Below are 15,381 nucleotides of genomic sequence, written 5' to 3' on the forward strand. Positions count from 1 at the left end.
TGTACACCGAATGTTCCGTGCGCCCTCAAGAGCCATGCCCCACACCGTGCCCGACGCACTCTACCACTGTCTGCGGCGGCTGGGTTTCACCCTGTTGAGCACAATGTTGTAACGCTATTACGAGTATGTGACAGCCTGGCATGTTCCGTTTTCACGCATTGCTCTGACTACTCGCCAAAGGTCGGGGTGCCACCCAGGCTTGCAAGATGCGTTGCAGGTCGGCGCGTTTAAACGGTTTGGCCAAATAGTCATTCATGCCCGCTTGCAGGCACGCCTCGCGGTCGCCCTGCAATGCATTCGCAGTCAGGGCGATGATCGGCAGATCGGCCCGATCAACCAGGCGGCGGATCTGCCGCGTCGCTTCATAACCGTCCATCACCGGCAGCCGACAATCCATCAGCACGGCGGCGAACTCGTGGCGCTCCACGCTGCTCAGCGCCTGAGCGCCATCACCGACCAGGCTGACCTGGTAACCCAAACTGCGCAGCATGGCTTCGATCACCGTCTGGTTCACCGGGTTGTCTTCGACCAGCAGCACTTTATGACCGCTGCCGGAGCTGGCGTCGTCCACGCTTTGCTCGGCGGGGCGTTCGCTTTGACGGGCGAACGGCAGTGGAATTTCCAAGGTGAACACCGAACCACTGCCTTCCTGGCTCTGCGCGTTCAGCGTGCCGCCCATACGTTCGGCCAAGGTGCGCGCGATGGGCAGCCCGAGTCCGGTACCGCCGTAGCGCCGCGAGATAGACGTGTCGGCCTGCTGGAAGGCGTCAAACATGTGCTCCAAGCGCTGCGGGGAAATGCCGATGCCGCTGTCGCGCACGGCGCAGCTGAACCACAGCACCTCGTTGTCGAGCGCCTGCCAGCGGGTTTCGATACGGATGGTGCCTTCTTCGGTGAACTTCAGCGCGTTGCCGAGCAGGTTGACCAGAATCTGCCGAATGCGCGTGGGGTCGCCTTTGACCACCAATTGCTCCAGCCCGGCCTGGGTATCCAGCTGCAACGTCAGGCCACGCTGGTTGGCGCTGTGCTGAAACACCTGCGCCGAACTCTGGATCAGCTCCAGCAGGTTGAAGGTGATGCGCTCCAACTCCAGCGCGCCGCGCTCGATTCGCGAGAAGTCGAGAATATCGTTGATGACCTTGAGCAAGTGCTCCGTGGACTCCGTCGCCAGCGCCGCGTATTCGGCCTGCTCGTCGGTCATTTCCGTGGTTTCCAGCAACTGCAACATGCCCAGCACGCCGTTCATGGGCGTGCGCAATTCGTGGCTCATCATCGCCAGGAAGTCGGACTTGGCGCGGTTGGCCTGCTCCGATTCTTCTCGCGCCTTCACCAGTTGAGCGATGCTTTGCTGCTGCTCGGTGCTGGCTTGTTCCAAGGCGCTGGCGAGGTTGTTGATGTGCCGCGCCAGGCCACCCAGCTCGTTGTCGTCGACCTCCGGCAGGGCGGTGCGGTAGTTGCCGGCCTGAATCGCCTTCACCGCATCGGCCATGGTGCTGATCGGTTGCGACAACCGCCGCGCCAGGCGCCGGGCCACCAGAAAGGTCAGCAGCAGGGCGAAGAGGGCGAGCACCGTGGCCTTGAGCAGAATGGTCTGCTGCTGGCTGTTAAACGCATCGTTAGACATGCCCACCACCACGCGGCCGAGGTAGTCGTTGTCGAGGTGATTGCCGCCCGCGCCGGCGGAGTAGGGCATGTCTTTGCTCAACGCCAGCCGCTGCAAATGAATGGGCGCGTGGAAAATTTCCACCTGCGTGGCGCTTTTGTCTTGCGGGGAGGCTTGTTCTTCGTAGGCGAGAATATTGTCTTGCCGGTCGCGCACTTCAATAAAGCGCACATGGGGCGTATCGAGCGTGGCCTTGAGCAGGGTGTTGAGCACTTGGATATTGCCGGCAATCACGCCGTATTCGGTCGCGGGCGCCAGCTGGTTGGCGATCAGTTGGCCGGTGTGGTTCAGCTCCTGACGCAGGTCTTGCAAGCGCACAAAGGTAAAAAAACCGGTGAGTAACAGCGTCAGCAACAGGGCCGGGCCTACGCTGATCAGCTGTGTGCGGGTGTGGATGTCCCAGCCTCGGCGAAGGTTCATGGGATCAAAACTCTCCTTTCAAAACGCTGCGCTCGCTACGTTCGACGTTCTCTGTCGCAGCTAAGAACCGTACCGATGCTTAGTGCTGCGGGGGCGTTCTGTGAAAACCGGCAAGTCTACCTGTTCAAACCGCCATCGGCGCAGCGCCTTTTGCGCAGCACTAGCGGTTTTTGCCCACGGCCTGTCCAAGGGTAGCGTGCAACACTGGCCGCGGCCCGGTTGCTCCGTAATAATGCCGGCAGCTCGCCACGCACGATGGCTCACTACGGATTGGTTATGACAGATCAGCACTCCATCGCAGTACCCGCCATTGCCGTTCTGGGCGGCGGCAGCTTTGGCACCGCCATCGCCAACTTGTTGGCCGAGAACGGCAACCCGGTGCACCAATGGATGCGCGACGCCGAGCAGGCCGAGGCCATTCGCACCAACCGCGAAAATCCGCGTTACCTCAAAGGCGTGAAAATTCACCCGAACGTGGTCCCCGGAACCGACCTCGCCGCCACGCTAAGCGCGTGCCAGTTGGTATTTGTAGCGTTGCCGTCCAGCGCCCTGCGTACCGTGCTGCAGCCGTTCGCCGAAGTGCTGGCCGGCAAAATGCTGGTCAGCCTGACCAAAGGCATCGAGGCGCAGACGTTCAAGCTGATGAGCCAAATCATCGAAGAAATCGCGCCACAGGCGCGCATTGGCGTGTTGTCGGGGCCAAACCTGGCCAAGGAAATCGCCGGCCATGAGCTGACCGCAACGGTAGTGGCCAGCGAAGACGACGAACTCTGCCAGCGCGTGCAAGCCGCCTTACATGGCCGCACCTTCCGCGTATACGCCAGCGCCGACCGTTTTGGCGTGGAGTTGGGCGGGGCGCTGAAAAACGTCTACGCCATCATCGCCGGCATGGCCGCTGCGCTGGAAATGGGCGAGAACACCAAGAGCATGTTGATTACCCGCGCCTTGGCGGAAATGACTCGTTTCGCCGTCAAGCTCGGCGCCAACCCCATGACCTTTCTGGGCTTGGCCGGCGTCGGCGACTTGATCGTCACCTGCTCGTCGCCGAAAAGCCGCAACTTCCAGGTTGGCTATGCCTTGGGCGAAGGCTTGAGCCTTGAAGACGCCGTAACCCGATTGGGCGAAGTGGCCGAAGGTGTAAACACCCTGAAAGTGCTAAAGGTGAAGTCTGAAGAACTGCAAACCTACATGCCGCTGGTGACCGGTTTGCACGCCATTCTCTTCGAGGGACGCACCCTGGCGCAGGTGATCGAGCGGCTGATGCTGGCCGAGCCGAAAACCGACGTCGACTTTATTTCCACCACCGGTTTCTGACCGTTTCTTGAAGGAACATGCCATGAGCGATCCCCTCAACAAGCACCTGGAGCGTGAGTCCATTGGCTTGCGCATCCTCTGGATGCTGGTGTTCACCCTGTGTTGGCAAGTTGCCGCGACGTTGTTGGGCTTCGTGGTCCTGCTGCAATTGGGCTATCGCCTGTTCTACGGCGCACCCAACGCCACGTTGTTGGCCTTTGGCGACAGCCTTAGCCAGTACCTGGCGCAGATCGGCCGTTTCGGCACCTTCAACACCGAAGAAAAACCCTGGCCGTTCGCCGATTGGCCCACCGCCCGTGCGCCGGACGGCGAAGTGGCCCATAGCATTCCGCCCGCGCCGCACCCGGTACGCGACGAAGAGCCCAAGCTCTGATGCGCCTGTGGTTATTGCGCCACGGTGAAGCCTTTCCCCAAGCCCCGACTGATGCCGAGCGGCCGCTGACACCTAACGGTCGCGACGAAGTGCTGCGCAGCGCCGAGCGCCTGAAAGGGCAGGCCATCAGCGCCATTCTCGCCAGCCCGTACTTGCGCGCGCAGCAAACCGCCGACCTGGTTCGCAACGCCATCGCCTTTCGCGGCGCTGTCGGCACGGCGCCATGGGCTACGCCCGAAAGTAGCGTGCGCGACGCCTTGGCGTATCTGGATGAACGCGAAGAAAGCGAGATTCTGCTGGTCAGCCACAACCCGTTTCTCGGCGAGCTGGCCGGGCTGTTGATTCACGGCCACCGCCAGGAACCAGTGGCCTTGCGCACCGCGAGCTTGGTAGAACTGGAAGGGGATTTCGCAGCGGCCGGGCTGATGGAACTGGTGTCGCTGAACCATCCGGAGTAGCGGCGCGGCTGTTGCCTTTTCTGTAGGAGCGAGCTCTGTCGCAAACCGCGCCACCGCCTTGAGCCGAGGTTGCCAGGGTTCGCCAGCAAGCTGGCTGCTACGGGCCGGAATCGACGTCAGGGCGTAGCGGCGGGCACTTCACTTCTGGGCTGCAGGATGATCATCGGCTCCAGCGGCGGCTCGTCCAGCGTTTCCACGCTCGGCGCTGGCGCCGGCTCAGTTACCGGCGTTACTTCTGGCTGAATAGCCGGCGCTGCGGCAGGCGCGGCGGCCTGCGGTTCCGGAACGCCGAGCTGCGGTGGCACCGGAGCGGGTTCCGGGGCTGGCTCTGCGGCTTTTACCGGCGGCGGCAGGAACACTTCGACTAGGGCAAAGAAGCGCTCGTAAAATTTCGCCGACGACACCGTTTCGCTGGCCACTTTCACCAACGAATCATCCGTTGAGCCAATCGGCATCGACACCGAACCCAGCACACCTACGCCCAGGCTGGCGGAGTTGTTGAGTTTCTTCAGGGCGTAACGGTCTTGCAGCGCGTTGGCGAACATCGTCGAGTGATGGTCCGAAGCGCCGCCGTCCGTGCACACCACGTTAAAGGTGATTTCCAGGTGGTCGTCGCCCGATTGCTGGAAGCTTTTATGCCCACTGATTTGCTTCGGGTCGGCGCTGGTGATGATGTAACCCTGGCTCAACAAGGCACGGCGCGCGGCTTCGCAGGAGGCAGCGTCGGTGCTGGCGTAGTTGCGCGAAAACGTGCCGGAGTCAGCGAAGTTTTCGTGCTCATAAACGGCTTTGTTGTTGGAGGAACAGCCGGCAACACCTGCCAGCACGAGCGCCAGGACGGCGCGCTGGAGCGGGAAAAATTTGAACATGAACGGTCCGGGCGATAAAAAAAGCGTCGCCTATTGTGCCTCAGAAAAGTCCTACATGGTGCGCCAGGTGGTAAGCGCGGGCAGGGCGCTAAAAGGCCGCGTTTGGCTTGGCTACAGTTCTAAACATTTCTCCCCTTGCGCGATTCGCATTTGCCGTGGAATAGTCCAACCAAGCAAGTGCTTGGTTTTTCTTTGACTCGCTGGTTTTGGTTTCAAGGTTTCCCGTTTCACACGTTGTAGTCCGCATGTTGTTTCCCCACAAAAATAATTAGGAGGAGGCCCTGTGACGAATGCTGCTGTGTTGCCCTTAGAGATTTTCTTCCAACGCGAAGCTCGCCATCCCGATAAACGCTACATGGTTCAGCCGTTACCAGGCGGCCAGGTGCTGGAACTGAGCTGGTCGGATGTCGGCGACCAAGCCCGCCGCGCCGCGAACTGGCTGCGCGCCCAGGAGCTGCCGATGGGCAGCCGCATTGCGCTGGTGTCGAAAAACTGCGCGCACTGGATCATCACCGACCTGGCGATCTGGATGGCCGGCCATGTGTCGGTGCCGCTTTATCCCAACCTCACCGCCGACTCCGTGCGCCAGGTGCTCACCCATTCTGAAGCTGCGTTGGTATTCGTCGGCAAGCTCGACGACTGGGCGACCATGGCGCCGGGCATTCCTGAAGGCATTCGCACCATCGCCTTGCCGTTGCACCCCGAAGGCACCTTCGACGTGCAGTGGAGCGACCTGCAAGCCTGCACGCCGATCCGCGACAACCCCATCGGCGCCCACGACCAACTCGCCACCATCGTCTACACCTCCGGCACCACCGGCACCCCCAAAGGCGTGATGCACAACTTCGGCAACTTCGCCTTTGCCGCCGGCCACGGCACCGAGCTGTTCCAAGCCACCGAAGACGATCGCCTGCTCTCGTATCTGCCGCTGTGCCACGTGGCCGAGCGCATGTTCGTCGAGCTGAATTCCTTGTACGCCGGCGAAACGATATTTTTTGCCGAAAGCCTCGACACTTTTCTCGTCGACCTACGCCGCGCACGCCCGACTTTGATATTCGGCGTGCCGCGCATCTGGACCAAATTCCAGATGGGCGTGTACAGCAAAATGCCCGCCGAGCGCCTGGATTTCCTGTTGAAAATTCCATTTATCGGCAAACGCGTCGGCCACAAAGTGCTCGCCGGCCTGGGCCTGGACGCCGTGCGTTACGCGCTTTCTGGCGCCGCGCCGGTGCCCGAAGCGTTGCTGCATTGGTACCAGCGCTTGGGTCTGGATGTGCTCGAGGTATACGGCATGACCGAAAACTGCGGCTACTCGCACATCTGCCGCAAAGGCAAAAACCGCCCCGGCTGGATCGGCCAGTCCAGCCCCGGCGTGGAAGTGCGCATTAGCGAACTGGGCGAAGTGCAGGTACGCAGCCCGGCGACCATGCAGGGCTACTACAAAGACCCCGAACGCACCGCCGAAACCATCACCGAAGACGGCTTTCTGCGCACCGGCGACAAAGGCGAGCAAGACAGCGAGCACTACCTGCGCCTGACCGGCCGCATCAAGGAGATCTTCAAAACCAGCAAAGGCAAATACGTCGCCCCGGCACCCATCGAAAACCTCTTGGCCGTGCATCCGCGTATCGAGCAGGTTTGTGTAGTCGGCGATGGCATGCCACAGCCGATGGCCTTGTGTGTGCTGTCCGACGTGGGCCGGGAAGAAGCCCTGAATGGCTCGCGACCGGCGCTTGAAGGCAGCTTCAAAACGCTGCTGGCCGACGTTAACGCCGCGCTCGACAAGCACGAACAACTCAGCGGCCTGGTGCTGCTCAAAGAAGTGTGGGCAGTGGACAACGGCTTTCTCACACCCACGTTGAAAATCAAACGCAGCGTGGTAGAAGACGCTTACGCCGCGCGCTTTGCCGAATGGTCAGGCCGGCGTGAAGCCCTGGTTTGGCACGACTGACAAGAAGGAACCGGCATGAGCCTGTGGCGCACAACTCCCGATCTGCAGGCCCTTAATAGCCTGCGCAAAAACACCATCAGCGAAGTGCTGGACATCCGTTTCGACGCCTTCGATGACGAGTCGATCACCGCCAGCATCGTGGTCGACTCACGCACCCACCAACCCTACGGTCTGCTGCACGGCGGCGCTTCGGTGGTGCTCGCCGAAACCCTTGGCAGCACCGCCAGTTACCTGTGTATCGACAGCTCCAAGTTTTACTGCGTGGGCCTGGAAGTGAACGCCAACCACCTGCGCGGCGTGCGCAGCGGGCGCGTAACGGCCGTCGCGCGGCCCATTCACTTGGGGCGTACGACGCATGTTTGGGATATTCGGTTGACGGATGAGCAGGGGAAGCCGAGCTGTATTTCGCGGCTGACCATGGCGATTGTGCCGTTGGGGGATATGCCGCCGCCGGTGTGAGCGGTTAACAGCATCGCGGCTAAAGCCGCCTCCACAGAGTCCACGCAAACCTGTGGGAGTGGCTTCAGTCGCGGGGTTTTTGCTCTGCTTCTACTGCTATTGATCAGGCTTGTGATTTACCGCTTTTGATCCATCGCTTTTGATCTATTGCTTTTGATCTATCGCTTTTGATCTATCGCTTTTGATCTATCGCTTTTGATCTATCGCTTTTGATCTATCGCTTTTGATCTATCGCTTTTGATCTATCGCTTTTGATCTATCGCTTTTGATCTACCTCGCGAGGTTTATCGCAGGCCGAGTGGAGTCGTTGCGTAGGGGGTTGAGCGGCCGGGAGCCGCGAAAGGCGTGTCGGGCCATGGATGGCCCGTCTCGCCGTGCCCCCGGAGTAACGACGGAAGGAGGGAACCCGCAGCGCAGCGGAGGGCCAAGGTAGGAGCTAGACCTTTTGGTTACTTTTGGCTGGGCCGGCAATCAGGGCAATGCTAAAAGTGACTCGCGCGTAAGGCGCGAAATAAAACGTTCAGCACACGCGGTCAAGAATACCTTCGCCGATCTACTGTGTAAGGCTTGAAATTCTGGATCCCCGCGTTCGCGAGGATGACGTAGGTTTTAATATCGGGCGCGGCATAGAAACTCGCGCGTAAGGCGCGGAACCAAAAGGTTCAGCGCACGCGGTAATGAATCAAGACTCGAAGCTGAGCCAGACGTAAAACTCTGGATCCCCGCCTGCGCGGGGATGACGGAGGATTTTTCAAAGACCACCGTCATTCCCGCGCAGGCGGGAATCCAGTATTTCAAGCCGTACACGGTAGATCGGCGAAGGTATTCATTAGCGTATGCATTGAACGCTTTGGTTTCGCGCCTCACGCGCGAGTCACTTTTGTCATTGCGGGTATGCCTGCGATAAACGGTGCGGGGCAGATCACAAGCAAGATCAAGACCGGTGACGCAAGATCAAAAACTCGCGGCTGGGCGGCATTCCGCTTTAGCCGCGATGCTCTTTGATGCCCCAGACGCACGAATCCTCGCCCCCATACTCCCTGGCCGTATCGCCATCATTCCCGGCACTTACAGTCATTGCCGCGCCGCCACCGCTTACGGACAATCGCCACAGGTTTGTCCTGGAAGCTTCCCTGTATGCCGCAATCGGTTTTTTTCGCCCATGCCAACGGTTTCCCGTCAGCCACGTACGGCAAGCTGTTCGCCGCGCTGGCGCCGGAATACGAGGTCTCGCATTTGCCTCAACACGGCCATGACCCGCGTTTCCCGGTGGATGACAACTGGGGAAACCTTGTCGACGAGCTGGTGCATCACCTGCGCGAACGGCCAGAGCCGGTGTGGGGCGTGGGGCATTCCCTAGGCGGGGTGCTGCATTACCACGCGGCGCTGCGTCACCCCGAGTTGTATCGCGGCGTGGTGATGCTCGATTCGCCAGTGCTTACGCTGGCCGACCGCATTGTCATTCGCGCCGCCAAGCGTTTTGGATTTATCGACCGCATTACCCCAGCCGGTCGCACGCTCGGGCGCCGCGAGGAGTTCAGCGATATCGCCGAGGCGCGTGACTATTTCTCAGCGAAGTCGCTGTTTCGCCGGTTCGATCCGGAATGCCTCGACGCTTACGTGCAGCACGGCCTGCAAGCCAACGGCGAAGGCCTGCGACTGTTGTTCGACCCGGCCACCGAAATCAGCATTTATCGCAGCGTGCCCCATAGCAATCCGGGGCGTCCGCAGCAGTTGCAGGTGCCGTTGGCGATGGTGCGTGGCCGCCACAGCCGCGTGGTGTTGCCTCACCACACCCGCTCGATTCGGCGCTTGCCGCATTGCCAGTACCTGACGCTGCCGGGCGGGCACATGTTTCCGCTGGAGCGCCCACAAGCGACCGCCGAGTTGCTCAAATCCCTGTTTGATCGCTGGCAAGCCCGCCTGGAGTCCGCATGAATTATTCCTTTGAAGAAGTGCGCCTGAGCCTGCCGCACATTGAACTGTCGGCCCATGTGTTCGGCCCTGAAGACGGCAAGCCGGTTATCGCCTTGCACGGCTGGCTGGACAACGCCATGAGCTTCGCCCGCCTGGCGCCCAAGCTTGAAGGGCTGCGCATCATTGCATTGGACTTTGCCGGCCACGGCCATTCCGATCACCGCCCGGCGGGCGCCCACTATCAGCTGTGGGACTACGCCTACGACGTGTTGCTGGTGGCGGAGCAGTTCGGATGGCAGCAGTTTTCGTTGTTGGGGCACTCGATGGGCGCGATTGTTTCGGTGTTGCTGGCGGCCTCCATGCCGGAGCGAATCGAGCGCTTAGCGTTGATTGACGGCTTGGTGCCGTTCACCGGCGAAGCCGAGTCGGCGCCGGCCAAGCTGGGTTCGGCATTGCGTGAGCAGTTGGCATTGGCGGGCAAGCGCAAGCCGGTGTACGAGAAGGTCGAACAAGCGGTGAAGGCGCGCATGAAAGGCGTCGGCGGCGTCAGTTTCGAGGCTGCGCAGTTGCTGGCACAGCGCGGCTTGATGCCGGTGCCTGGCGGTTACACCTGGCGCACCGACAGCCGCCTGACGCTGCCTTCGCCGCTGCGCTTTACCCAGGCGCACACCGATGTGTTTGTGCGCAGCGTGGCGTGTCCAGCCTGCCTGGTGGTGGCCGAGGGCGGCATGTTGCATGCGCAGCCGACGGTGGTGTCGTCGTTGGAAGGGTTGCCGTTCGAGGTGCAGCGCCTGGCCGGCGGCCATCATTTGCATCTGGACGACGAAGCCGGCGCCGAAGCGGTAGCAGCCTGTTTCAATAGGTTTTTTTCCGCGTCTTGACTTGCTCCGGGCAACTGCGGAGTCTGGGCGACTTCGCCGGGCAGCGCTCGTTAGGGCTGCCCCGTTTGCTGACACGAACAACGAGACCTTTTATGCGCGTGTACCGCCTGCTGGCCATCGCCCTGGCTGCCTTGGCTAGTTCTGCCACCCTTGCTGCGGATCTGCCCGGCAGTCAGGACCTGGACATTCTGCCGCGCTTCCCCCGCGCCGAAATCGTCGACTTTCGCGATGTGCCCGCGCAAGAACGCATCTATCCCCTCGGTTCCATCCGCCGCATCAGCGGCACGTTGCGCTATGAGCGCCAGGTCGACAGCCTCGGCCATATGCGCTCGGTCACCTATGAATTGCCGCCCGAGCACACCTCTGGACAAGCGTTCAATGCGGCCCGCGATGCGCTGCAAGAGCAGGGCGCCGAGGTGCTGTATTGGTGCGAAAGCCGCGAGTGTGGCTCCAGCAGCCTGTGGGCGAATTCAGTGTTTGGTAACGCCAAGCTGCTAGGCGCTGATGATCAGCAAGCCTATTTGCTGCTGCGTCTGGCGGAGCCAAAGCAGAACACCTTGGTGGCGCTGTACAGCATCACGCGCGGCAATCGTCGGGCGTATCTGCATGTGGAGCAGTTGGATAACGGCGCTGCGCTCGGCGAGTTGCTGCCTGGGCCGGCGACTTTGCTGCGGCAATTGCGCAATACCGGTGAACTGGATTTCGCCGCCCTGGACGGTGAGCCGGTGACGGCCTGGGCCGAGCTGTTGGGGCGCACCCTTAATCAGGACAGCACCCTACGCGTGAGCCTCTCTGGCAAGCACGCTCAGGCCTGGCGCGATGCGTTGGTGGCGCAGCGCGTGCGGGCGGCGCGCCTGGAAATCGATGCAGCGCAAAACGACGGCCTATCCTTTAAGCTGCTGCGCTAGTTTTATCCCTGTCGCCACATCCAGATCGCTACCCATCCCTTCGGAGCTTTACATGCTCAATAACGACCGATTGCTGGTCCAGATTCTCTTGCTGGCCCTGTTGGGCGCTGCGCTCTGGGTGTTGGCGCCGTTTTTCTCTGCGTTGTTCTGGGCCGCCGTGCTGGCCTTTGCCAGTTGGCCGTTGATGCCGCTGCTCACCCGTTGGCTGGGTGGCCGCGTGTCGTTGGCCGCCGGCATGCTGACCCTGGGCTGGATGGTGCTGGTGGCGGTGCCACTGGTGTGGTTGGGCTTCAACCTGGCCGACCACGTTCGCGATGCCGTCAACCTGGTCAAAGACCTGCAAGTGCAAGGCCTGCCGGCGCCGCCCGAATGGCTGGGCCGCGTGCCGTTGCTGGGCGAGCGCCTGGTGGGCTGGTGGATGAGCATCGACCAGCAAGGCGCGGCGATTTTCGCCAGCGTGAAACCGTACCTCGGCGAAGTGGGCAACTGGCTGCTGGCCCGCAGCGCCAAAATCGGCGGCGGCATGTTGGAGCTGACCCTGAGTCTGGTGTTGGTGTTTTTCTTCTACCGCGACGGCCCGGCCATGGCGGCGCTGGTAAGCAAAGGTCTGCACCGCTTGATCGGTGAGCGCGCCGATTATTACCAGCACCTGGTGGCCGGCACCGTGCAACGCGTGGTCAATGGCGTGATCGGCACCGCTGCTGCCCAGGCCGTGTTGGCCTTGATTGGTTTCTGGATCGCCGGCGTGCCTGGCGCGTTGCTGCTCGGCATTTTGACCTTCGTGTTCAGCCTGATCCCCATGGGCCCGCCGCTGGTGTGGATTCCCGCCACCGTGTGGCTGGCGTGGAAAGGTGAATACGGCTTCGCGATTTTCCTCGGTGTCTGGGGCACGTTTATCGTCAGTGGCGTAGACAACGTGCTCAAGCCGTACCTGATCAGCCGTGGCGGCAACCTGCCGCTGGTGGTGGTGCTTCTCGGGGTGTTTGGCGGCTTGTTGGCGTTCGGCTTTATGGGCTTGTTCCTCGGGCCGACCTTATTGGCGGTGGCGTATAGCCTGCTCACGGACTGGGTCAAGACCGACCCGACCACGCCCACGGTGAAAATTCTCGAAGAGCGATAAGCGACACAGCCTCGAACCGCGCCACAGTGCTACCATCGCCGCCGCTTTCGCTGTGCGGCGCCTGTGGCGCACGGGTCTCCTCCGGCCAGGAAGGCGCATACATAAACATGGACATTCGTTGAGTCGACTCATGAAAAAATCAGCAGGAATCGCTGCAGGCATCATCGTTGCGGTAGGCGTCATCAGTACCGCAGGCGCCTGGTACACCGGCACCCAATTGCCCACCGTATTGCAGAACTCCATCGCCGAAGCTAACCAGAAAGGCGCCGATGCGCTGCTGGGCACCGGCATCACCAGCAAGCTGGAACTGCTGTCGCTCGACAGCCACCTGTTCACCAGCACCGCGCACTACAAGCTGACCCTGGACATGCCCGCCTCAGAAGGCGAGGCCCGTCATATGGAAGTGCTGCTGGTCGACAACATCCAACACGGCCCGCTGCCTGCCGCGCGCTTGAAAAAGCTCAACCTGTGGCCGGTTCTGGCCACCAGCAACTACGCGCTGGAACCCAACGAACTGACGCAGAAATGGTTTGACGCCGCCAAGGGCGAGTCGCCACTGACCGGCCAGGTCAGCCTCGGCTACGACCAGTCCACCACCGGCACCATCGAACTGACCCCGCTGGACTTCGCCCCGCAGGAAGGGCAGAACGTCAAATTCTCCGGCCTGAAATTGGAAGTCGACGCCAGCGCCCACGCTAAAGACGTGGCCCTGACCGGCGGCATGGACAGCCTGGTACTGAGCGGCACCGACGCCAATGGCGAAGCCATCAAAATCGAGCTGAAAGACCTGACCCTAGACAGCGATCAAAAGCTGGGCAGCGGTGAGTTCTACCTCGGCGACAGCAGCGTCAAGCTGGCCACTGCCTCGATCGCCGTGGCCGGCAAGCCGCCGGTAGTGATCAAAAATATCGCTCAGGCCGGCACCTTTGAAGAAAACGACGGAAAGTTGGCCGGTCATGTCTCCTACGACATTGAACAGGTCAGCTTCGACGGCAAAGACATCGCCGGTCTGCACATGATCTGGCGCATGAAAGACTTCGACGCCGCTGCCGTGCAGTCGTTGGTCAACCTCTACAAAGACAAACTGGCGCCGGTGCAGCAAGCCCAGGCACTCGGCCAGGAAGCGCCAGACATGGCGTTCACCCCAGCCGAAGAAGAAAAGCTCAAAGCCGACGTCGGCCAATTGCTGGCCGGTAAACCGCACGTAGCGCTGGAGAAATTCAGCGTTAAAACCGCCCACGGCGAAGCGCTGGTGAGCCTGGCGATGGACTTCAACAAGCCGACGTCCTTCGACCTGCCGCCGCCAGAAATGGCCAAGCAAGTGCTGACGCAGCTCGATGCCAAACTGTCGATCGACAAAGCCGTGATCGGTGATGGCGTGCGCGTTCAGGCGGCAATTGCCGGCGAAACCGACCAGAAGGCCATCGACGACCAAGCCGCCATGTTCACCGAGATGGGCAGCGGCATGGCGCTGTCTACCGAGATGATCGTGCTCAAAGGCGACAAGCTCGAATCGAACCTGCATTACGCCAACAACGAAGTCACCTTCAACGACCAGAAAATGTCGGTGGAAGAGTTCGCCATGTTGGTGATGTCCAAGGCCGGTGGCCTGGGCGGCGGTGCCGGTGAAGAGCAGCCGGAAGGCTACGTACCGGACGAAGAGCAGCCAGACGCTGGCGCGCTCGACGAAGAAGCCCCGGAAGAAATGCCGGAAGAAGCGCCCGAAGAGCAATAAGTCGGGTTGCGCTGTAACGAAAAAGGCCAGTCGATTGACTGGCCTTTTTTTTTCGCATTGAGGTCACCGCCGTAAAAACCAACCGTCATTCCCGCGAGGGCGGGGGTCGCAACAAAAACCTCCGTCATTCCCGCGAAGGCGGGAATCCAGAATCGCGTAGGGGAATGCATTCGACGCTACATTCCGGATCCCAAATCGTCGGACCGACGCCTTCGCGCGAATGACGACGTGTGTTCAACCCGCCATGGTCAAGCGATTACGGCCTTCACGTTTGGCCACGTACAGCGCGTTGTCCGCGCGGCGCATCAGGCTGTCCACGGATTCGCCCGGCAGCAGGCAGGCGCAACCGAGGCTTACGGACACGTCGATGTGCTGGCCCTGAGCGGTGCATTGCAATTCTTGCACGGCGAAGCGCAGTCGCTCGCCGACCATCGCTGCGCCTTCGCGGCTGGTGTTGGAGAGCAGCACCAGAAACTCTTCGCCGCCAAAGCGGAAAATCATATCGATATTGCGCAGCTGTGCTTTCAGCGTATCGGCCATGGCGCGCAGCACTTCGTCGCCGGTGCTGTGGCCGTGAGTGTCGTTGATGTGTTTGAAATGATCGACGTCGAGCATCAGCACCGACAACGGTTGCAGGTTGCGGCGCGCCAAGTCGATCTCGCGCTGCAAGGCCTGGTCCATGGCGATGCGGTTGCCGGTGTCGGTCAATGGATCGCGCAGCGCGCACTGCACGGCTTTGCGGTAGAGCAGGGCGTTGCGCAATGGAAACAGCATGCACGCCAGCAGCGATTCCAGTTGGCTCAATTCTTCTTCAGAGAAGCGCTGGTTGCGGCGAAAGATCAGCTCGCCCAAGTATTCGCCGTCGTGGTTCAAGCGGTAGCCGGCCGAGTGGGTAGCACGCACGCCAAGCTCCAGACGCAAGTCAGCGGAGGGCTGTTGATACGCCACAGCGTGCAGCGGCACCAGGCGTTGCACCTCGCGAAAGAAGATTTCCAGGATCCGCTCGACTTCCAGGCTGGTCTGCAATTGCAGGTTCAGCTTCTGCCGCAATTGCGCCAACGAGACTGGACGCAGCGACTGACTACGGTTGCTGGCAAAGCCCAAGCGCTGCAGTTTGGCGGCGTCAAAGTCGATTGTATTTGTTTTGCTTGGCGGGACCATGTCGGGGGAACCTCATGCGCGAAATGCGGCGACAAGGTGCCTATAGCGAATAGTGTGCCAGGTGCGGATTTGTCTTATAAATGCGTTATAAAACAATGGGTTGTGATTGTGTTTGAGGTGTTTGCGGCTGATTTTTGCCGCCGGGTTGCCGG

At 61.0% G+C, this 15,381-nt stretch carries 13 protein-coding genes; 10 read left to right on the forward strand and 3 right to left on the reverse strand.

Translation table 11 applies throughout. From position 1 onward, the window contains the following. Nucleotides 1-151: 151 nt before the first annotated feature. Nucleotides 152-2,083 (reverse strand): ATP-binding protein, encoded by a 1,932-nt coding sequence (locus ACZZZU_RS01815; RefSeq protein ID WP_463549545.1) that lies wholly within the window; start codon nucleotides 2,081-2,083, stop codon nucleotides 152-154. Nucleotides 2,084-2,359: 276 nt separating this feature from the next. Here ACZZZU_RS01815 and ACZZZU_RS01820 point away from each other — a divergent pair, with 276 nt between their 5' ends. Genes ACZZZU_RS01820 through sixA form a run of 3 tightly spaced genes read left to right on the forward strand, consistent with a single transcriptional unit; the run spans nucleotide 2,360 to nucleotide 4,228 of the window. Then, complete coding sequence (locus tag ACZZZU_RS01820; protein ID WP_463382881.1) at nucleotides 2,360-3,397, forward strand: NAD(P)H-dependent glycerol-3-phosphate dehydrogenase; 1,038 nt, start codon at nucleotides 2,360-2,362, stop codon at nucleotides 3,395-3,397. Between the two features lie 22 nt (nucleotides 3,398-3,419). Next, complete coding sequence (locus ACZZZU_RS01825) at nucleotides 3,420-3,770, forward strand: DUF4389 domain-containing protein (RefSeq protein ID WP_463549546.1); 351 nt, start codon at nucleotides 3,420-3,422, stop codon at nucleotides 3,768-3,770. Then, nucleotides 3,770-4,228 carry a phosphohistidine phosphatase SixA gene (gene sixA / locus ACZZZU_RS01830; protein WP_463549547.1) on the forward strand — a complete coding sequence of 153 codons (459 nt, stop codon included), beginning with the start codon at nucleotides 3,770-3,772 and terminating at the stop codon, nucleotides 4,226-4,228. The genes ACZZZU_RS01825 and sixA overlap by 1 nt, the downstream gene beginning before the upstream one ends. Nucleotides 4,229-4,344: 116 nt before the next feature. Here the strand turns inward: sixA and ACZZZU_RS01835 are convergent, their stop codons facing one another. Continuing rightward, complete coding sequence (locus tag ACZZZU_RS01835) at nucleotides 4,345-5,097, reverse strand: DUF2242 domain-containing protein (RefSeq protein WP_463549548.1); 753 nt, start codon at nucleotides 5,095-5,097, stop codon at nucleotides 4,345-4,347. A 283-nt stretch (nucleotides 5,098-5,380) separates the two neighbouring features. Here ACZZZU_RS01835 and ACZZZU_RS01840 point away from each other — a divergent pair, with 283 nt between their 5' ends. The 7 genes from ACZZZU_RS01840 (at nucleotide 5,381) to ACZZZU_RS01870 (ending at nucleotide 14,068) form a co-directional block, all read left to right on the forward strand. Next, nucleotides 5,381-7,048, forward strand: coding sequence for an AMP-binding protein (locus ACZZZU_RS01840; RefSeq protein ID WP_463549549.1), 1,668 nt, complete (start codon nucleotides 5,381-5,383; stop codon nucleotides 7,046-7,048). 15 nt (nucleotides 7,049-7,063) lie between these two features. Further along, nucleotides 7,064-7,507, forward strand: a complete 444-nt coding sequence (locus ACZZZU_RS01845) for a hotdog fold thioesterase (protein WP_463549550.1) — start codon at nucleotides 7,064-7,066, stop codon at nucleotides 7,505-7,507. 1,137 nt (nucleotides 7,508-8,644) lie between these two features. After that, nucleotides 8,645-9,445, forward strand: coding sequence for an alpha/beta fold hydrolase (locus ACZZZU_RS01850; protein WP_463549551.1), 801 nt, complete (start codon nucleotides 8,645-8,647; stop codon nucleotides 9,443-9,445). Then, nucleotides 9,442-10,305: an alpha/beta hydrolase gene (locus tag ACZZZU_RS01855; protein ID WP_463549552.1), complete on the forward strand. Its 864-nt coding sequence runs from the start codon at nucleotides 9,442-9,444 to the stop codon at nucleotides 10,303-10,305. Before ACZZZU_RS01850 ends, ACZZZU_RS01855 begins: the two co-directional genes overlap by 4 nt. A gap of 92 nt (nucleotides 10,306-10,397) precedes the next feature. Beyond that, nucleotides 10,398-11,213: a DUF4892 domain-containing protein gene (locus tag ACZZZU_RS01860; RefSeq protein WP_463549553.1), complete on the forward strand. Its 816-nt coding sequence runs from the start codon at nucleotides 10,398-10,400 to the stop codon at nucleotides 11,211-11,213. 52 nt (nucleotides 11,214-11,265) lie between these two features. After that, a complete protein-coding gene (locus tag ACZZZU_RS01865; RefSeq protein ID WP_463549554.1) occupies nucleotides 11,266-12,333 on the forward strand; it encodes an AI-2E family transporter in 1,068 nt (355 codons plus the stop codon). 130 nt (nucleotides 12,334-12,463) lie between these two features. Beyond that, nucleotides 12,464-14,068, forward strand: a complete 1,605-nt coding sequence (locus tag ACZZZU_RS01870; protein WP_463382873.1) for a YdgA family protein — start codon at nucleotides 12,464-12,466, stop codon at nucleotides 14,066-14,068. A 234-nt stretch (nucleotides 14,069-14,302) separates the two neighbouring features. On the opposite strand, the gene ACZZZU_RS01875 is transcribed toward ACZZZU_RS01870, so the two are convergent. Continuing rightward, on the reverse strand, nucleotides 14,303-15,229 hold the full coding sequence (locus tag ACZZZU_RS01875; protein ID WP_463382872.1) for a GGDEF domain-containing protein: 927 nt from the start codon (nucleotides 15,227-15,229) through the stop codon (nucleotides 14,303-14,305). Nucleotides 15,230-15,381: the final 152 nt, after the last annotated feature.

It is taken from the genome of Pseudomonas sp. AC136 (assembly GCF_979258585.1).